This window comes from Spirochaeta isovalerica (assembly GCF_014207565.1).
GTDB classification, from domain to species: Bacteria; Spirochaetota; Spirochaetia; order DSM-2461; family DSM-2461; genus Spirochaeta_F; species Spirochaeta_F isovalerica.
In genome coordinates this window covers 290589-309544 of record NZ_JACHGJ010000005.1, presented here as the reverse complement: position 1 = coordinate 309544, position 18956 = coordinate 290589, and the positions used below count along the sequence as shown (strand labels likewise).

Here is an 18956-nt window from a genome sequence, read left to right as displayed (position 1 = left end):
ATGATTTACCCTATTATTCTTTCATCATTCAATCGGGAGATTCTATTGTGAGAGATTATATAAAGCTGGACCAGGAAAAATATGCCGCTCTGGCCAGACAAGCTGCAGCCGAAGGGTGCGTCCTGTTGAAAAACGATAAAGCGACACTGCCCGTCAGGAAGGGGGAGTCTATCGCTCTTTTCGGCCGGTCCATGTTTCATTATTATAAATCGGGGCTCGGTTCCGGCGGTCTGGTTAATACCCGCTACACGATAGGTCTTCTCGATGCGCTGAAAGAACATGATGAAATTTCAACTAATGAGTCTGTTCTGGACGCCTATGAAAACTGGTTGATTGATAATCCTTACGATGAAGGGCAGGGGTGGGGAAAAGTTCCCTGGTCTCAAGCGGAAATGCCTCTCCATGAGGAATTGGTACGAAAAGCGGCTGAAGAATCGGATCTGGCTCTTATTGTAATCGGACGGACCGGTGGAGAGGACCAGGATTCGAAAGACGAAGCGGGAAGTTATCGTCTGACTGAACTGGAAGAGCAGATGATAGCGACAGTCTGCCGCTACTTTCCCCGATCAGTTGTCATACTCAATACGGGAAATATCATTGATATGAGCTGGCTGGAAAAAAGTGATCCATCCGCTGTTCTCGCTGCCTGGCAGGGAGGTCAGGAAGGGGGACATGGCGTTGTCGATATTCTGACCGGAGATATAAATCCCTGTGGCAGATTGACAGATACCATTGCTTTAAAAGCCGATGATTATCCCTCGACAAAAAACTTCGGGGATCTGAAAACGAATATCTATGAAGAAGATATCTATGTGGGGTACCGCTATTTCGAAACTTTTGCAAAGGAAAAGGTGCTCTATCCCTTCGGATTCGGTCTTTCTTATACGGATTTTACCATTGAAGCCGAACTTACTGCGATTAAGTCTGAATCAATATCTGTTGAGGCGACTATAATCAATAGAGGCTATTCCGCCGGTAAAGAGATTGTTCAGGTCTATAGCGAGGCGCCACAGGGTAAACTGGGCAAACCTGTCCGGGTTCTTGTCGCCTATGGAAAAACTGAAGTTCTAAAACCGGGAGAATCAGCTTCCATCACTCTGGATATACCGAAGACAAGGCTGGCTTCCTATGATGACAGCGGTGTCACGGGTTCAAAATCATCTTTTATCCTGGAAGCGGGAAGATACAATATTTATGCCGGATCCGATGTGCGTCAGGCTTTGAAGGTAGGATCATTTGAGCAGGATTTCACTGTTATCGAGACGCTTGAGGAAGCCTGTGCTCCCGTCACATTCTTCAATCGTCTGAAGCCGGTTCAAAGGGAAGAGGGATTCTTTGCGGAAGGGCGTCAGCCCGTTCCCCTGAGAACTGTCGATCTTCAGAAGCGGATTGATGACAGAAGTCCCGAAGAAATCGCCTTTACAGGAGACCGTGGTATCTCTTTCGGAGAAGTCTATGAAGGGAAAACCTCTCTTGATGATTTTATTGCTCAGCTCTCCGATGAGGAAATGGCCTGCCTGACCAGAGGCGAAGGGATGAGCAGTCCTAAAGCGACGCCGGGAGTAGCCGCCGCATTCGGCGGTTTAACCGATAGTCTGGCGGATCGGGGAATTCCTGTAGGTTGCTGTGCCGACGGCCCTTCGGGTATTCGGATGGATTGTGGAACCAAAGCCTTCAGCCTTCCCAACGGAACGGCTCTCGGCTGCACCTTCAATGATGATCTGGTCCGCGATCTCTTTGTTATGCTCGGACGGGAATTGAGGAAAAACCGGATAGAGACCATACTCGGTCCGGGAATCAATATCCACAGAAATCCTCTGAACGGACGGAATTTCGAGTATATCTCGGAAGATCCTCTGCTAACGGGAAAAATTGCCGCTGCCCAGCTTCTGGGTATGGCCGAATCCAATGTGACCGGAACAATCAAACATTTTGTCGCCAATAACCAGGAGGCGGGACGGAGTTCTTCCGATTCTGTTGTCTCTGAAAGAGCTCTAAGGGAGATTTACCTCAAGGGGTTTGAAATCGCTGTAAAAGAGGGCGGCGCATACTCTGTCATGACCACTTACGGAGCTTTGAACGGCATCTGGACAGCGGGGAATTATGATTTGTGTACGACCGTTCTGCGCGATCAGTGGGGGTTTCATGGAATCGCCATGACCGATTGGTGGGCTCAGATGAATTTCGAAGGGGAAGAACCTTCCAGAAACAATACGGCCGCTATGATAAGAGCACAGAACGACCTCTATATGTGCGTCGGCGATTCCGCTACCAATGCGGGAAATGACAATACACTGGAAATGCTGGAAAAGGGTGTACTGAAAAGAGCTCATCTCCAGAGAAGCGCCCGGAATATTCTTAAGTTTCTCCTGGGATCCCTGGCAATGGAACACAAATCGGGCCGGATCAGCGATCAGGAATTGAAAGAAATGAAAGCTGATGAGGATCAGGTCGCCGACAGGGAAAACCTCACCTTTTACCGCATCAACGCGGAAGGTACCGATATTGACGGCAGCTCCATGAATACGTCGGGAGGCAGTGAAGAGCTCTTCGGCATAACTGTCAGAACCTTCGGGATGTATGATCTGAAAGTTCGCTACAAAAGCGATCTCAACGTCCTGGCCCAGGTTTCGGTCAGCGTTTTTATGGACAACCAGCTAATAGGCACGCTTGCGCTGCAGGGGACGGAAGGGGAGTGGAAAGAGCAGACTCTTCACATGGGCATGATTTTCGGAACGAACCACTTTATCAAGCTGTTCTTTCCTCAGACGGGGCTGGATCTGGAGTCTTTGACGTTCAAGCTGGAAAGAGAGTTCAACCCACTAGGGTGAGTTTTCTGTAATCCCGGGGCGTCATGCCGCTGATGGATTTAAAGATTCTCCCGAATTGCGAAAGGCTGCCGAAGCCGCACTTCCGGGAGATCTGGCCTATCTCCTCCGATGTTTCGCGCAGAAATTTCTGAGCCCGTAAAGCTCTTATATGATTGATGTACTCTGTGAGAGTGAATCCGGTTTTCCTGTGGAAGAATCGGCTCAGGTAGGACGGGCTTATATAAAACTGTTCCGCCAGCATTTTCAGATTGAGATTTTCGCTGTAATTATTTTCGATAAAACGGATGATTGATTCGATTTTTCCGTTGTCCCGGATCTCGATTTTCCCGTCCTGTTTCATATCTCCATGTCTGGCAATTATTACTGAAATTTCAGCAGCCAGAGATTCGGACATGATCTGATAGAAGTCGCTTTTTTCCTTCAATTCCCTATCCATGCGTGTAAGCACTATTCCTGTCTGTACTGCCGGTGCTGAAAGTGAGGGAAAGTAAACCGCGCCTTCTTCAGTTGTTGATCTAAGCGCTTCATTTTTCTCGAGATACAGAGAGTAAATTTCCGATTCCTTACCATTTTCAAGCGATTTGTGTATGAGATGAGGCGGGATAAGCAGGAAATCCCCTTTCTTGAGAGTGACTGTTCTGTTCCCTGCAAAAATATCCCGCACTCCGTCGATTATGTAGAGAATCTCATAAAACTCATGGAAATGGCGCGTCTGGCTTATGTTCCGGCTCTTTTTATATCCCAGAGTTATTGAACCGGCTTTTAAAGAGTAACTTTGAGTCATTGGACAAAATATAGTCAATAATAAGTAAATGTGTCAAATAATAGCCAATAATTGCTTTTGAGTAGCTGTATTATTCTTTTATGAACAAAAAAATGTACGATGAGATAATCCGTTTTACATTACCCTGTCTGGCGGAGCTTTTTCTGTTCTCGCTTATTTCAGTTGTCAATATGGCGATGGTGGGACGTCTGGGCGCAGCGGCGTTAAGCGCGGTGGGATTGTCCAGTCAACCTGTCAGAATTTCCATTGCCCTTTTTCAGGCTTTCAATATCGGGGCTACCGCCATGATCGCCCGGTACACCGGCGCGCGGGATTATGGCAACGCGAGAAAAGTCATCGTTCAGACCATTCAGTTTGCCTTTGTCGCCGGACTGATTATTTCACTTCCTTTCTATATCTTCGCCGAACAGATTGTTATGTTTATGGGGGCCCGGTCAGACAGCTTGAAAGAGGGAATAACCTATATGCGCTTTATGGCGGCGGGAACGGTTTTTCAGGTTTTACCCCTGGCCGTATCGTCTCTCCTCAGAGGCGCTGGCGATTCGAGGAACGCCATGCTTATAAACATCCTGGCCAACATTATTAATGTGGTGCTGGGGTATGTGCTGATTTTCGGGTTTGCCTTTATACCGGCTTTTGGGGTTTGGGGAGCCGGGATGGCAGCGACTGTTTCCAAAGCTTCCGCCTCGATGCTGGGGCTGGTTCTGTTATTCAAAACCAAATTGCCCGTCAGGCTGAAGGGAAAAGTCGTTCTCGGTTGGGATAAAACTGTTTTAAAAGGTATTGCCGGTATCGGTTCATCTTCCGCGGCGGAGCAGCTGGTTCTCAGAAGCGGATTTTTTCTCTACACCAGGATGATCGCCAATCTGGGAACCGTGGCATTTGCCGCCCATCAGGTCGCCCTGACGGTATCCAATCTTTCCACCAATCTTGGGCAGGCTCTGGGGATAGCGTCCTCATCCTTCACTGGAAGGCATCTGGGAGCACAGCGGCCCGACAGGGCTGTTCTCTATGTACAGGTTCTTCATCATGGGGCTTTTCTGATTTCCCTGATCGTCTCCATACTCTTTCTTCTTTCCGGAGATGGACTGGTCAGGATATTTACGGCCGACATAAAGGTCATCGATGTCTTTGGCCCCATCCTGTTTATTCTGGCTGTGATCAATCCGGCGCAGAATACTTTTCTCGTGTACAGCGGTTCCATAAAAGGCGCCGGAGACACAAGGTGGCCGCTACTCGTTTCCCTTGTCGGGTTGATATTTGTCAGGATTCCTCTTGTTTATATCTCAATCCATTATCTGAAATGGGGGCTGACCGGGGCCTGGATCGCCACGGCTGTGGAGAAATACCTCGGATACATTATGCTCCGGATCCGCTTTGCCGGGGGCAAGTGGAAAAAGGTAAAAATTGTCTGAAAACCGCAATAATCCGGGGCGGTTCTTTTTAGATGTAATATTCAAAATTAAAGTATATAATCTCTGCATGATATACTACACAGATGATGCAACTCCTTTCAGTGAAGATGATTTTCAAGGCTTTTTTGACGGTTGGCCTGATCCCCCTTCACCGGAAACGCTACTGTATATTCTGAAAAACAGAGAGCATTCACTTTTGGCCGTAGATGACCGGAAAAGAAGGATCGTCGGTTTTATATATGCTATTTCCGATAACAAACTCTTCGCCTATATTCCCATGCTCGAAGTCTTGCCGGAATACAGGATGCAGGGAGTTGGAACGCAATTGTTAGAAAGGTTGACTGAAAAAATGAAAGATATGTATTCCATTGATCTATGTTGTGACGATAAACTCGTTCACTTTTATGAAAGATCGGGATTTTTGAAAGTAAACGGGATGCTGAAGAGGAATTGTAAATGAAAAAGTTAATAATAATCCTGATATTCCTAAGCCATACATTGTTTTCGGTTAGTTACAATAATTATCCCATGGTTTCTTTGAAGGTTATCCAAACCGGTTCTTCAGAAAATGAGTTGGGATATGAATATGATCCGGGCTATATTTTCAGCGGCGGGCCGCAATCTTTTGCCATTGATGAGACGGGAGATGTTTATATAGCGGATACTCATAACAAGCGAATGGCAATCTATGATGAAGATATTAATTTCAAGCGCATCCTTAATGTTGATGGGAGTTCAACGGTTTATTATTCCTCATCCCTTGAAATTAACAAAGATCGGATTTACGGAAGAGACCAGGAATCCACCTTTTATATTATATCTGACAAAGGAGACAATCTTTTTCAATATGGTTTTGGAGGCACAGAGCTATTCAATCAATTAAAGACAGACAAATTCATATGGATTGATTCTGTGCTCTTTCATCATCTAGCCGATGGCGAGGTCATTGCGATTGAAAATCAGGGCAGTGAGTATTCACTTTATGATAAGAGAGAGATTAAAGATATTGTAATGGGCGTTTCCGTCGACGCTGATAATGTCATTTTCCGCGATGGCGAAATTCAGACAAAAGATTTCCTAACTTTTATAAACCATATGGACAGGAATCTCGATCATGCCAACGGATTTTCATACGATCTTTTTTTTAAAATGGTGAATAACAAATATCTAGGGGCGGATAATCATCAGAATCGATACTGGAAAGTCGGAAGCAAACGAATCATTGTTTTCAACGGGGATGATCGATTAATAGATTCATTTCTTTATGATCATACCAAATCAGATTCCACGCCGGCCATTCATCCCGATGGATCGATCTATTTCATGAAGATTCAAGCGGAACAAATCGAGTTTTTTAAAATCACCAGACAATGGTAATTCTGAGGTGTAAATGAAAAAGAATGTTATAAAAGATCACTTAAGATTATTCTATTTTATATTTTTCTTTATTTTCAGCTTTTCTCTTTCTGCTCAAACTATTGAAAAAAAGAATATGATTTTGGAATTCCAACTGGAAAACGGCGATCGTTCGGAGCAGTTAAAGTTTTACAGAAACGCCAATAGTGGTTCCCAAAAACCGGGAATCTCTGGTTTTGCAATTAATGATTCATCTCAATTTTTACTTGGCGATACCTGGAATTATAGCATTGCCATTGTCAAAGATAGAGAAGTCCAAAGCAGGATTCCTAACATCCTGTATAAAAAGGGGTATTGGGGATCCTGGGATACCTTTCCATCTAAAATAATGTATCTTGATAATTCGATTATTTTAAAGTTGATTGGAAATTATATCCAGCTCACCAGAGAAAATAAAACCTGGATAGTCGATGGAAGCAATATCTCTTCCGGGAGATGGAAGGGTTTTTGTTTATATGGTGACTTTTTATTTATCGAGGATGACCAGGCCAGCATTTTTGTTGTGAAATTAATTGATGATGTAGATATTATATCAAATTTTTTGACAGATGAAGAAATCGTAGAATTAGATATCGAATCGGATGAGATTAAGACTATAGATAAAACAGTTGAAATCCATGGAAAATTATTCACTTCTCAATATGATATTTATTATAAGTATCATATGGATAAAAATGGCTTAAGAGATAGTGAAAGATTGTCAAATAAAGACTTTGATATTCCTCCGGGAAAAAGTACGGAGATCCAGTTAGCAGGAGAAGATTCATATGGGAATACTTACTGGAATTTTCTTGAAAAATACATCATTATCCGGGATTCCGAAGGCTATCTGCTGGAGTTCTTTGAGTATGATGAATCAAAATCCAAAACGAATATAGCCGTATCACCTACGGGAGATATTTTCTTTTTGGATTATAATGCAGAATTTACCTTTATTTATAAAATAGCAAATACTTGGATTTAATAGATCCTGAATTCTTAAGGAGTCCTACCTGTGTCCCGTTTCGTAAAAGAGCTGTTTTTCCTTTTTATTGCAGTTTTATTTATTGCATCATGTTCCAATTCTTCTGAATTCAAAAGAGACCCTTACGGATTTCTGAATAAAATACCCAATGGCAGTTCATTTTCAGAGATATTTGTCTATGAATACCCCGATGAACCCTATCCCCTTCACTTCGGAATAGACCGTAGTAACCCCAATTCGAATTATTACTCCTGGCACCTGCCTGTGGCCGAGATTGCACCTCCTGAAGGTAAAGCTACCGATTCTGTTAACATCCGGGCAATTGAAAATACACAATTCACCGGCGAGGGGGCGGAGTTCCTGGTATCATACGACAGTCAACGGGAATCGGTTCTCAGCGGAGGCCTTATCGCTACTGGAATCAGTCGTTTTGGCAGGTATAAAGTGGATTTTAAGGCTGCTGAGGGAGAATCTGTATATACGAGGATTCAGATCCATTCTATACTCAGCGATTTTAAAGATAAAAATGGCGGTTATATCAGGATGATGGTTCCAGGCTCCAATCCCTCTCAGATTTACCTGGCTGTAGATACAAAACTGGATGACCCGTCAGCTCCGTCTCACTATTCATTTAAGCTGGAACTTGGATTCAATGCTGCCGAATCGGTCCATAGTTACTCCTTTGAGTGGCTTCCCGATCGGGTACTTTTCTTTGTAGATGGAGAGGAAGTTCATCGTTACGAACCGGGAGAAGAGATGACAACCGGTTCAGAGCTCCCAGATGAAAGCGCTATTCCTCTATTCCCCGGGATATTTCAGGCCGGTGTGATTTGCTATGGTGACGATGAGAGCTTAAAGAAACCGGAAGTCCCAGCTCCTGTCGGCCTCGTCAGAGAGGCTTCTTTTACAACATTATCCGAGCTTGAGGAGTATGAGGATCTATACCCGGTGGGCTGGGATGGCTCTATGGACAGACATTTTTTCAACCACCGCAACAACGGAACCCGGTATCCGGAGCTTCGGTATGTAGATTGGTTGCGATTATACCCGCGTCAGGCTTCTTTAACAGATTTCTTTCAACAGGATTTTCCCTATGCCGCCAATACATTTCATCTTCCTGATGCCTCCGGGTCTATTGAACCCGAGCTGGTTGAATATGCTAAAACTCATAGCGCCGAAGAGGTCCGTCAACGAATCAAAGCCGGTGGAAATCCCGATGCTATAGTCTTATACGATAGCGAATATGAACGGTATTTTTCCACGCTTATTGGTATATATATCGGCAAAAGGGATATTGAAATGGTGCGTTTTCTCCTGGAAAACGGCGGCGGCAGCTCCCGGGACCTTAATCTGGAGCTCGGTATGGCAGTGTCAGCAGCATCCGTCGAGATTCTTGCTTTGCTTTGCGAGGCCGGGGCTCCTTTGGCTGCTGCCGATACTGGTCCCTCTCTTGTGCGTTTCGCTTTGTATTCCGGTAATCCTGATTGGGCTTCCGCTCTGGTGGGACTGGGAGCCCTTGCCAATATTGCAGACCTGCCGGCTGACGACCGTGATATTTTAACCGAAATCGGAAAGCTGGCAGCGACCCAAGGCAATCTTGAGATTGTCGCTTTGCTCGATTCTGCCGGTATTGGTTATTCTCCTGAAATGTTTGTCCTGGCTGCGGAACATAACCGAAATGAGATTTTCCGCTTTCTGCTTTCCAGCCATGTAATACCTGATGAATACTTTTATGCCGACAGTGAAGCCATTTATGATGGAGCACAGACTCTTAACTGGCTGTTGCGAAACGGAAATATGGAAATAATAGCGTTGCTCGATGATCTCGGGTATACCCTTTACCCGTGGATCGCCGGGGAAACCATGCGCAGCGGTAATGTCTCAATGCTCCGTTATCTGGTTGAGAACCTGAGGCTGGACCCCTTCGGCCGAAGCTACAGGCCGGCTCCCGGCACCGGGTTTGCCGTCTTTGAGGGCTACCCCCAGAGAAAAGTCGGCATAGGCCGCAAAGAGTATGAACCCGATCCTGCTGTAATCGAATATCTCGCGGGGTTGGATTATTCCTGGACCGATGATCCGTATCTGCTGAACTGGCTGATGAGTAAAGCTCCGGAGCATCCTGTCCTGTTTCCTTTACTTGAAACCGTCCTAAAGGTTTACCCGGAAGCTGACCTGAATGAGAACTCCGACTTTCGTTCTGCCTTGTTTGAACATGGCAATCCGGAGGCCGTGGAATATGCGCTCAAGCTGGGAATGGATCCATCTATAGTTCTTGGAAAGGGTACGGACAGGGCAAAATCGCTTTTGATAAACTCTGTATTAAAACGCGACCTTGATCTCATCAGGCTTCTCATCGATGCGGGAGCCGATGTCGATTGGGAAAATGCCGATGGACAGACGGCGCGATCTTTGGCTCTGGAAGCGGCTCTTCCTCCCATTCCCGGCCTCATAACAGAATCCGATGAAGTGAATTTGTATGCCATAGCCGATTTCCTGATAGAATACAGCGATAATAAGATAGCTAAGACCCATGGTCGTATGCTTCAAAGGGAAGCGTTGGCCAGGTTGAAACAGATGTTATCCGAAACCGATCCTTCCGTTCTTGAGCTGACAGCCGGAGAAACGTTAAGACAATATTTCCTCAATGCGGCGAAATATGAATTGCCTCTCAAATCGGAAAGAGAACATACCACACCATTTCTTTTTGGCAGTGTCAAGGCTATCCTTGAAACCGGTCATGTCAGTCCCGAGCGGAATCCCGATCTTCTGGAAGTATTTCTCGATTCTTTCCTGTACCTGACCCGAAACACCCAGACTCAGGAGTTGTACGCTAGAGAAATAGTCATTCCTTTAGTGGATCTCGGTTTTAAGGCTCCAGGAAGTAATCACTTGATGAAACTGCTGGATTTTATGACCAGGTGGGACGTTGACGGTTACCCTTATGGCGGCGATGACCTGTTTTTTGAGTCCCTTGTGAATGCCGGTCAGACAGTAATTCCCGAGTTTATGTCTCCGTCCAGTCCGAAAACCCATCAGTTCACCATGATCCGCACATTTTTTGAGAACTCCAATCTGTGCAGCGATGGCAAAGCGGGGACCCTTGTCGCTGCTGGGCTGGACGGAGCCATGAACGATCCCGATACGGGAGAAAGCCTGCTGCAAATTGCCTTGGCTGACAGAGGGCAGTCTGAAACCATTGAAGCTTTGCTCGATGGCGGAGCTGTGCCCCGTTATAGCGAACCAGAGGAGATAGATTTACGTCCGGCTACAGAGATCCATTACTATGTCGGCGCTCCTTATCCCGAAATGACATTCAATAGCAATGAAAGCGTAGATGTACCTCTTGACAGTAAGCGTCTCTATCACAGTAGCGTGGAATCCACTCCTTTTCCCAATGCCTTCTTCAGGGGGGAATTTCCCGGGCTGCGCAAAGCCGCTAGCGGTGTTCGATATGGACATAATCCGAAGTATCCTCCCAAATTTGTTGATGATATGAACTCCGATCTGGTCGCTTCAGCAACTCTGGGACATTCCCCTTCCGTACTGGCAAAAATGATAGCTGCCGGAGCCGAGACAGATGAGTTCAACCAGTTCGGGTTTACCGCTCTTGATTATGCCATGGTCAGTCTCGGCGGAGATGAGCTTGTAGAACTTTTATACTATTGGCCTGATGAATCGGCCATACCGGAAGAAGAGCCGGGTGTTGTAGATCCCAACTATCATTACATTTCATCCGATCTCTCCGGCTCCCCTCTTTTCCCTTTGACAATGTCGGATAATGTAATCGGATTTTCTCCTCTCATGTTTGCTTTGAGTAACTCCACGGTGAATCCCTGGGTAATCAGAGGAATTATAGAAGGGTCCCCCGAGAACCAGCGGAGCGAAATGATCAATCATAAATCGCTGTCGGGCAACACTGCCTTGATTCTGGCGGTATGGAATGGTATGTCCAGGGAGATTTTAGAAATACTTCTGGAATATGGTGCAGATCCGTATGTATGGAACAAGGTCGGAGTGAATGTTTTTCTTCTGGCGGACTTCAACGGCATCCAATGGCAGCAGGATTTCCTAAAACCCTTACTTTTAAAGGCGCCAGAGGCTATGAAGGCTGAACTGCTGGACCAAGAGTATCAGAGCAATCTGAAAAAACTGCTGAGATGGAAATAATTGATATATCTCAGCTTAGAATAAAAAAATATCTTGACCTGAAGTCAACTCCATATTTCAGCATAATTAGAGTTATGAAAATCTCAAAGTAGAGAAAATTCTGAAATCAGAAGTCTATTTTACAACATTTAAGACAACCTCACAGGAGAATCTCCTGCAAAAATTGCACAGGTTGATTAAGCGTGCCGGTATCGAGGATATGGATTTTAAAGATAAATATGCTGCGATCAAGATTCATTTCAAAGGACACGAAATGGCCGTATGTCTCGTTGATGCCATCGGTGCGGATTGGAGAACATCATAACCATGATCCTTATACTATGACACACCCCGATACGTATTGGACTACCTGTCTCGAGCACGGAGTCAAAATCGGGTTGGGAACACGGGATTATGAGTTGATTGAGATTTAAAACGCTGTTCTGACCGTGGGGATCATAAGGTTTAGATCGGTATAACCGGCAGAGATCGCCGGTTCAAAAAACAAAATGTCACTGATTCCATTATAAATTCAAATAGGCCAGTATAAAAGGGGCGATCCCTTTGGCCTCGTTTTCCACAACTGGTTCTGACATATAGTACTCAAATGATCCGTCTCTCCTTTCCTTCCCCCCCAGTCCGGCGACAAGACAAGTCCCTCCCAGGTTCATTTTCCCCTCTTTTTCATAGAGATACTCCCGGCAGATTCCTTTGAATGCCCTTTCACCATGGGAATAATAAGAGCGGGGCAGAATGTTGAGCCGAACGGCTTTTAGAAGGGCAAAAGCGATAATGCTGCTTCCGCTGGTTTCCAGGTAATTCGGTTTCCGGCTTCCCAGATCAGCAATCTGAAACCACATTCCCGATTCATCCTGATATTTAAGGAGGGAATCAGTTAGTTCTTTGAACATCTCTGAAATCTCTTTTTGAAACTCATAATCCTCTTTATCGAGAAGTTCCAGCACATCGACTAATGACATATAAAACCAACCAATAGCCCGGAGCCAGAAGTGGCGGGATAACCCGGTTTTCCTGTCACACCAGAACATCTTTCGGGAAGTATCGCAGGCGTGAAAGTATAGTCCCGTTTCCCGGTCCCTGAGGGTCTCGTAGACATTTTTGTACTGGGAGAGTATATCGCGGTAGTTCCTTTTGCCGTTGAATCGCTTTTCATACTCCAGATAAAAAGGCTGGGCCATATACAGTCCGTCGAGCCATATCTGGTCGGGGTAGATTGCTTTATGCCAGAAGTTCCCTCCGGCCGTTCTGGGCTGGTTTATCAGCTGGTCGTACAGAACATCCAATGCCTTTCTGTATTTTTCATTTCCGGAATGGTCGTAAAGAGCGAAAAGAGCCCGTCCTTCATTGATATTGTCCAAGTTCCAGGCTTCTCTTTCGTATGTCAGAATCGATCCGTCTTCAGCGATAAAATAGTCTATATATTCTTTAACGAAGTTCAGAAATTTAATGTCCCCTTTCTTTTTGTAAAGTGTCAGAAAAGCGGTCATCATGCAGCCGTCGATATAGTTCCAGTGAGGCTTTTTGCCCTGGCGGATCATTTCCTGGTTCCAGAGAGGGGTTTCCGGAGTGCTTTCCAGCAATTCATCGATATACCGGTCAATCAGTTTCATTTCAAATCCTCTTTTACACTATCCAGAAAACGGAGAGATTCTCTCAGGGTTTCCGGCCTGTTGTTCTCCAGAAGGACATGAATCCATGGCTTGTAATGCCTGATCAGATCGAAGAGAAGATGATAATTCAGCTCTCCCTGTCCCGCCGGCAGCGTTCCGTTTTTTATACCATCATCCATTTTGAAATCCTTGGCATGGATAGCTACCATTTTGTGGGCGAAAAGCTCAAACGCCTCTTCCATCAATCTGTCGCTCTCTCCGGATTGAGCTGCCGGAAGGAAGTTCACCGGATCGTAAATGACTCCCAGATTGGGAGAGGGTATCAGTTCCAGTGTCCGCTTCATTCTTTCGTGGGAGTGGATAGTGTGTTTGTCCGCCACGCCTTCAATGGCGACGATGGCTCCCGTTTTTTCTGCCGCAGCCACCAGTACCTTCAATGCGGCGATAAAGTCTTGAAAGGTTTCCTCTTTATATATGTCTTCGGTAAAACTGCAGTCCGGATTGGGAGACCCGGTTTCCGTACCCACAATGGCGCATCCGAAATCCCGGGAAAAGAGGAGGTGCTCCTTGAAACGGGAAATGGCTTTCTCTCTCTCCAGCCTGTCGGGATGGACGGGATTGATATAACAACCGAGAACGGAGATATCGATCCGGTTCCGCGCAAAGCTGTCGCGGAAATAATTGCCCAGGCCGGGACTCAATCTTCCATGGTCTTCATCGAATCCGGCTATGGCTTTTTTCAGCGCCAGCTGAATGCTTGAAAAACCGAATTTCCCTATTCGGTCCGATAGTTCCGGAGCTTCCATCTTTCCGAAATCATGGGCTCTTACTCCGATGTTAATCATTCATCAATCTCCTGGAAAATAGGTTTTAAAATGTTTTCTGTCTGTCCGTCGATTTTTATGTCGATAAAATGGGAGTTACGGACAAAAGCCCTCATTATGGCGGGACTTGCCGTTTTGGTATGGAAGAGATCCATCGCCGGCTCCTCAATCGGCCGATCCTCTTCGCTTTCAGCTGTAAAACCGGTTATGCTGATCCTTTCTATAGGACTTTCCGGAAGGCCCAGGAAAAAGGCTGCTGCCGACCTGATATTCTTCGCATGAATATTTTCGATCACTATATCCCGTATTACCGGTGTCGACGTTCTCTCTATGATCTCCGGAATCTCCAGAGAAGCAAGCCTTTCCGCCTCATCCTCGCCGGCCCCGCATCGGTAATACATATTCATAACGATAGGCGCAGACACGCCATCCATTTCCAGATTTTTCAGTCTGATATTTTCGACAGTTCCGCCGCGTCCTCTCCTGGTTTTAACCCGGATACCCCGGTCCGTCCCTCTCATCCGGCAGTTCTCAACTGTAATGTGACTGATTCCTCCGGAGGTCTCCGATCCGATGACAACGGCTCCGTGGCCGTGCTCCATGGAGCAGTTCTTCACATTGACGTGGGCGGTCGGTTTGCCGACCCGGATGCCGTCGGCATCCATTCCCGATTTCAGGCAGAGGCAGTCGTCGCCCACGTCGAACCGGCAGCCGTCCACAGTTACATTTTCGCTCGAATCGATATCCAGCCCGTCGCTGTTGGGAGCGTCATAGGGATTGATGAAAGAGAGATTTTCCAGAGCGACATCGCGGCTGTAGAGAATATGAGTATTCCAGAAGGGCGAGTTTTTCAGAGTCACCCCTTCAATCCGGATCCCGCTGCAGTTTTTGAACTGAATGAGGGAAGGCCTTAAGAAGCCGGTTTCCCTTCCGCCTCCGCCGGATCCGCCGCCGATTTCTCTGTTGAGTGGTATAAGTCTTTCCTGAACCTCTTTCACTTCCCGGGATACAAGGCCTTTTCTCATGTTCCTGTAGGAGGACCACCAACGGGCTCCCTGTCCGTTGATCGTACCCCTGCCGGATATGGTTATGCCGCTGCTGTCTTCTGCGAAAATCAGAGCCCGCAGGGCATAGCATTCGGTCCCCTCCCATCTGGTGAGGACAGCGGGACAGAGAGAAAAGTCATCGGAAAAGAGCAGCTCCGCACCTTCGTCCAGATGCAAATTAATATGGGAAGGGATTTTAAGAGGCCCCGAATAATGCTGCCCCGGTTTCAGGATGATTCTTCCATCCTGTCCTTTCAGCGAATCCATTAGTCTCTGTAATTTTGAGAGGTCCCCGGTTTCTGTCGGGTTTACGACGAATTCTTTCAATGTTAAATATCCTGAAAAGCAGAGCCCGTAAAGGGCTCTGCCAAATTATGGTTCTTACTCAAAAAGAGTTTAGCTGTTGAGCTCCGCGATAACCGCATCGAGGTCCAGATCGGCGGCTTTAGCCTTGTACTGAGCCTGACCTTCAGCGGGTGTCAGCCTGCCGACAACGACTTCAGAGAAGATTTCCTGCTTGATGGTCAGCAGTTCTCCGATTCTCTTGATGTACATATCGCCGCCCTGGGGCAGTGAGAGCTGTACTGCGTTTTCGCTCTGGATTTTCCGGGACAGAGTGATCAGATCAGCCTGGGGTACGAGAGGTGTCCATCCGTTCATAACCAGAGTGGGGTCGGAATAGGCCTTGTCGAAAGGTCTGTCGGGATTGGAAGGCTCGGGAAGCATTACGTAGCCGTTGTCGCTCTTCCGGAAGTGCTTGCCTTCGATACCGTGAGTGAAAAGAGCCTGTCCGGCGCCTTTGTCGAGCATGGTGTTCATGAAAGCATTAAAAACGCCTTCGGGATTCTTTGCCGCTTTGGTGATGGAGAAAGCCGGTCCGACTCTGTTAATGTAAAAAGCATTGTCGATAGGCTCTATAGGAATTACCTGAGCTTCGGGGTGAGCATTCTGAGCGCTGTCGTTGAATCTGACAGCCCATGTACCGGACCAGTATTCCATAACGCCGGCCTGGCCCTGATAGATTTTTTCTCTGGCAGTGGAAGTTTTGTTGGTGAAGAACTCGTTGTCGAGAATCTTTTCCGCATAGAGCTGCTGGAATCTTTCCAGAGCGGGAATCATTTCGGGCTGAAGGAATCCGTCCACCCATTTTCCGTCTTTTTCCTGGAAACCGAACATGGCTCCCTGCATGATGAATCTGTTGTAGTAATCGAACTCGTAACCGGTCTGGAAGGGGAGTGTGAGACCCATTGTGTCATTAGCTCCGTTTCCATCGGGGTCGTTGAAAGTGAAGGCTTTGAGAACTTCGTAGTACTCATCCCAGGTTGCGGGAACGTCGAGTCCAAGATTGTCGAGCCAGTCTTTTCTGATATAAGTGACGCATCCGCCGCCATCGTAAGTGGGAACGCCGTAGATATGTCCGTCTTTCAGTCTGTAGGCTTCAACAAGAGCGGGATCGACATCTTTCCACTGGGAAGATGCGGCGATATAGTCTTCCAGGGGAACGAGGTTGCCCGAAAGAGCATAGGACAGGTAGTCATTTGTCTGGATTTCCAGAAGATCGGGAATATCACCCGCGGCGAAAGTCGCTCCCAGTATCTGGGAATACTGGTTGTGCGCCGGCTGAACGATATCGATTCTGGCTCCCGTCAGCTCTTCAAAAGCTGCGGCCCATTCTTTCTGTCCGTTTTCTTCCGTCAGAATTCTGTCGAAAATAGCTTTGATTTTTACCGGAGCCGCGCCGTCGTCTCCGCTTTCCTGTTGACCGTTCGCAAAAAGCGCCGCTGTCAGCACTACGAGCAAACCTAAAAGAACATTACCTTTTTTCATAAAAAAATCCTCCAATATATTTTGAAGAGCCGCCGGAGCCGCTCCACAATTCAATAAATCATCAGGGCGCATCACCCTTTCACAGCGCCCAAATTAATCCCCTTAACAAAGTGCTTCTGGACCATCGGATACAGGATCAGAACGGGGATGATCGAAACCGTAATCGCCGCATTCTTCAGACTCTGGGTCGCGAAGGAGAACCCTTCGAATCCCTGGGTGTCCGACTCGATGACGAGACTGCGCAGGAAAACCTGGAAATTGTGCAGGTTCGGTTTCGTCTGGATGTAGAGTATGTAGTCGAAGAACTGGTTCCAGTAATAGACCACGTAGAAGAGGCCTATCGCCGCCAGTCCGGGCTTGGACAGGGGCAGGACCACTCGGATAAAGGTCTGCAGAGGGGTACATCCGTCAATTTCCGCCGCATCGAAAATGCTCGTCGGAATGCTCTCGAAGAAGTTCTTCAGGAGCAGCAGATAGTAAGCATCCATGGCGTGAACCAGAAGAACGGCCCAGAGGCTGTTCATCAGACCCAGATTTCTGACAACCAGGAACAGAGGGATCATTCCGGCCCGGAATACCATGGTCACCAGCGCCAGCCCCATCAGGAATTTTCGCCCCGGCAGATTCTTCTGCGCCAGGCCATAGGCGTAAAACGATGTGATCGTCATGGCTATAGCCGTTCCCGAAATGGTGGTGATGAAACTGATGACCAGCGGGCGGAAAATGGCCGGCCGGCTTAAAATCAATTTGTAGGCGTCAACGGTTATCGCTTCGGGGAAAATCCTGAAAATGGTTTCCGAAGCTTTCTCGTCGAAGGAGTCTATGACGATTTTCAAAATGGGAATCATAATTACCAGAATGATGCTGAGCATGAAAATCAGGTTGATGGTTCTGAATATGTTGTAACCCGTCGAATGGGAATGAAGACTTTTTCTCTTTGTCATTTTTCCCGCCTCCTAAAGCACCGACTCACCGCGCAGGCGGCTGGAAATTTTGTTGGCGCTGACAACGAGCGCGAATGCTATGACCGAACGGAACAGACCGACTGCCGTGGCGTAACCGAAGCGGAACTGGGTGATTCCCGAGCGGTAGACATAGGTCTGGATAACATCGGAAACCTTGTAGACCAGCGGATTGTAGAGAACGAAAACCGATTCGAAAAGGTTGAAAATCTTCGCCAGGTTCATGATCAGTACGATTACGATGACCGGCACCAGCTGGGGCAGGGTTATGTGAACCATCTGCTTCCATCGGTTCGCTCCGTCCATAATGGCGGCCTCATAGAGTTGAGGATCCACACCGGAAAGCGCCGCAAGGAAAACGACAGTTCCCCAGCCCACTTCCCGCCAGCTCAATATGAACAGGTAGGTGCCTCTCCACAGAGTCGGATTTCCGAGAAAGTACTTCGGTTCGCCTCCCAAGCCGGAAATGACCGCGTTGACCAGTCCTCCCTGACGGGACAGAAAGAGAGTGAATAGAGCGCCCACAACCACCCATGAAAGAAAGTGGGGCAGGTAGATAACGGTCTGGACCGCCCTTTTGAACAATCTGTTCTTCAGTTCATTGAGCAGAAGGGAGATGCTTATTGTCAGAGTCATCTGGATGACTATGTTCGCCGAACTGAGAATAAGCGTATTTTTAAATGCCCTTGTAAATCCTTCGCTGGAAAGGGCGTCTCTGAAGTGTTCAAATCCGATAAAATCACCCACGCCTCTCAAGTCGTAATCGTAAAAGGAGAAGCGCAGCCCGAGCATGGGCAGATAATGGAATAACACCAGATAAACGAATCCCGGAAGCATAAGCAGATAGAACATTCTGTATTTCCAGAGTCTGTTCCAGGCCCTGCCGGGAGCGTAAGCCGATCGGTTCCCCATAGGAATATGTACCTCGCTAAAATAAGTTTCCATTTATTATTTCCTCTGATTTTTTCATCTGGATAGAGACCAATAATTTGGAATGCGGCCTTATTTTTTGGATTGGGGAGGGGACAAATTTTTAGGTCGCACCCAGAATTTTGGAATGGGCAAACAAAATTTTACAGATGGCGGAAACCGGGGTAATCTTGTATGATT

The 18956-nt window shown here is 46.9% G+C and carries 14 protein-coding genes; 7 read left to right on the top strand and 7 right to left on the bottom strand.

Annotated features, from left to right (window positions below; all coding sequences use genetic code 11):
* Window positions 1-47 precede the first annotated feature (47 nt).
* A complete protein-coding gene (locus HNR50_RS14425; protein WP_184747474.1) occupies window positions 48-2831 on the top strand; it encodes a glycoside hydrolase family 3 C-terminal domain-containing protein in 2784 nt (927 codons plus the stop codon).
* Here the strand turns inward: HNR50_RS14425 and HNR50_RS14420 are convergent.
* Window positions 2815-3615, bottom strand: a complete 801-nt coding sequence (locus HNR50_RS14420) for a helix-turn-helix transcriptional regulator (protein WP_184747473.1) — start codon at window positions 3613-3615, stop codon at window positions 2815-2817. The genes HNR50_RS14425 and HNR50_RS14420 overlap by 17 nt on opposite strands.
* A gap of 80 nt (window positions 3616-3695) precedes the next feature.
* On the opposite strand from HNR50_RS14420, the gene HNR50_RS14415 reads away from it, so the two are divergent.
* From HNR50_RS14415 to HNR50_RS14390, 6 genes are all read left to right on the top strand, one after another.
* Window positions 3696-5030 carry an MATE family efflux transporter gene (locus HNR50_RS14415; RefSeq protein ID WP_184747472.1) on the top strand — a complete coding sequence of 445 codons (1335 nt, stop codon included), beginning with the start codon at window positions 3696-3698 and terminating at the stop codon, window positions 5028-5030.
* A gap of 67 nt (window positions 5031-5097) precedes the next feature.
* The gene (locus tag HNR50_RS14410) at window positions 5098-5490 is read left to right on the top strand and encodes a GNAT family N-acetyltransferase (RefSeq protein ID WP_184747471.1); all 393 of its coding nucleotides are present in this window, start codon (window positions 5098-5100) and stop codon (window positions 5488-5490) included.
* Window positions 5487-6407: a hypothetical protein gene (locus HNR50_RS14405; protein ID WP_184747470.1), complete on the top strand. Its 921-nt coding sequence runs from the start codon at window positions 5487-5489 to the stop codon at window positions 6405-6407. Before HNR50_RS14410 ends, HNR50_RS14405 begins: the two co-directional genes overlap by 4 nt.
* 13 nt (window positions 6408-6420) lie before the next feature.
* The gene (locus HNR50_RS14400; protein ID WP_184747469.1) at window positions 6421-7410 is read left to right on the top strand and encodes a hypothetical protein; all 990 of its coding nucleotides are present in this window, start codon (window positions 6421-6423) and stop codon (window positions 7408-7410) included.
* Between the two features lie 30 nt (window positions 7411-7440).
* The gene (locus HNR50_RS14395; RefSeq protein ID WP_184747468.1) at window positions 7441-11577 is read left to right on the top strand and encodes a family 16 glycosylhydrolase; all 4137 of its coding nucleotides are present in this window, start codon (window positions 7441-7443) and stop codon (window positions 11575-11577) included.
* A 163-nt stretch (window positions 11578-11740) separates the two neighbouring features.
* Window positions 11741-11881, top strand: a complete 141-nt coding sequence (locus tag HNR50_RS14390) for a hypothetical protein (protein WP_184747467.1) — start codon at window positions 11741-11743, stop codon at window positions 11879-11881.
* A gap of 199 nt (window positions 11882-12080) precedes the next feature.
* On the opposite strand, the gene HNR50_RS14385 is transcribed toward HNR50_RS14390, so the two are convergent.
* The 6 genes from HNR50_RS14385 to HNR50_RS14360 form a co-directional block, all read right to left on the bottom strand.
* Window positions 12081-13187, bottom strand: coding sequence for a glycoside hydrolase family 88/105 protein (locus HNR50_RS14385; RefSeq protein WP_184747466.1), 1107 nt, complete (start codon window positions 13185-13187; stop codon window positions 12081-12083).
* Window positions 13184-14032 carry a sugar phosphate isomerase/epimerase family protein gene (locus tag HNR50_RS14380; protein ID WP_184747465.1) on the bottom strand — a complete coding sequence of 283 codons (849 nt, stop codon included), beginning with the start codon at window positions 14030-14032 and terminating at the stop codon, window positions 13184-13186. Before HNR50_RS14380 ends, HNR50_RS14385 begins: the two co-directional genes overlap by 4 nt.
* Window positions 14029-15384: a glycoside hydrolase family 28 protein gene (locus HNR50_RS14375; protein WP_184747464.1), complete on the bottom strand. Its 1356-nt coding sequence runs from the start codon at window positions 15382-15384 to the stop codon at window positions 14029-14031. The genes HNR50_RS14380 and HNR50_RS14375 overlap by 4 nt, the downstream gene beginning before the upstream one ends.
* Before the next feature lie 69 nt (window positions 15385-15453).
* Window positions 15454-16884 (bottom strand): extracellular solute-binding protein, encoded by a 1431-nt coding sequence (locus HNR50_RS14370; protein ID WP_184747463.1) that lies wholly within the window; start codon window positions 16882-16884, stop codon window positions 15454-15456.
* A gap of 71 nt (window positions 16885-16955) precedes the next feature.
* On the bottom strand, window positions 16956-17828 hold the full coding sequence (locus HNR50_RS14365; RefSeq protein WP_184747462.1) for a carbohydrate ABC transporter permease: 873 nt from the start codon (window positions 17826-17828) through the stop codon (window positions 16956-16958).
* Between the two features lie 12 nt (window positions 17829-17840).
* A complete protein-coding gene (locus tag HNR50_RS14360; RefSeq protein WP_246434022.1) occupies window positions 17841-18791 on the bottom strand; it encodes an ABC transporter permease in 951 nt (316 codons plus the stop codon).
* Window positions 18792-18956 lie beyond the last annotated feature (165 nt).

Excerpts from the sequence above, each read along its gene's own strand:
- HNR50_RS14360 (WP_246434022.1), bottom strand. The coding sequence starts at position 18,791 with ATGGAAACTTATTTTAGCGAGGTACATATTCCTATGGGGAACCGATCG.
- HNR50_RS14365 (WP_184747462.1), bottom strand. The coding sequence starts at position 17,828 with ATGACAAAGAGAAAAAGTCTTCATTCCCATTCGACGGGTTACAACATA.
- HNR50_RS14385 (WP_184747466.1), bottom strand. The coding sequence starts at position 13,187 with ATGAAACTGATTGACCGGTATATCGATGAATTGCTGGAAAGCACTCCG.
- HNR50_RS14405 (WP_184747470.1), top strand. The coding sequence starts at position 5,487 with ATGAAAAAGTTAATAATAATCCTGATATTCCTAAGCCATACATTGTTT.
- HNR50_RS14380 (WP_184747465.1), bottom strand. The coding sequence starts at position 14,032 with ATGATTAACATCGGAGTAAGAGCCCATGATTTCGGAAAGATGGAAGCT.
- HNR50_RS14415 (WP_184747472.1), top strand. The coding sequence starts at position 3,696 with ATGAACAAAAAAATGTACGATGAGATAATCCGTTTTACATTACCCTGT.
- HNR50_RS14400 (WP_184747469.1), top strand. The coding sequence starts at position 6,421 with ATGAAAAAGAATGTTATAAAAGATCACTTAAGATTATTCTATTTTATA.
- HNR50_RS14370 (WP_184747463.1), bottom strand. The coding sequence starts at position 16,884 with ATGAAAAAAGGTAATGTTCTTTTAGGTTTGCTCGTAGTGCTGACAGCG.
- HNR50_RS14410 (WP_184747471.1), top strand. The coding sequence starts at position 5,098 with ATGATATACTACACAGATGATGCAACTCCTTTCAGTGAAGATGATTTT.
- HNR50_RS14420 (WP_184747473.1), bottom strand. The coding sequence starts at position 3,615 with ATGACTCAAAGTTACTCTTTAAAAGCCGGTTCAATAACTCTGGGATAT.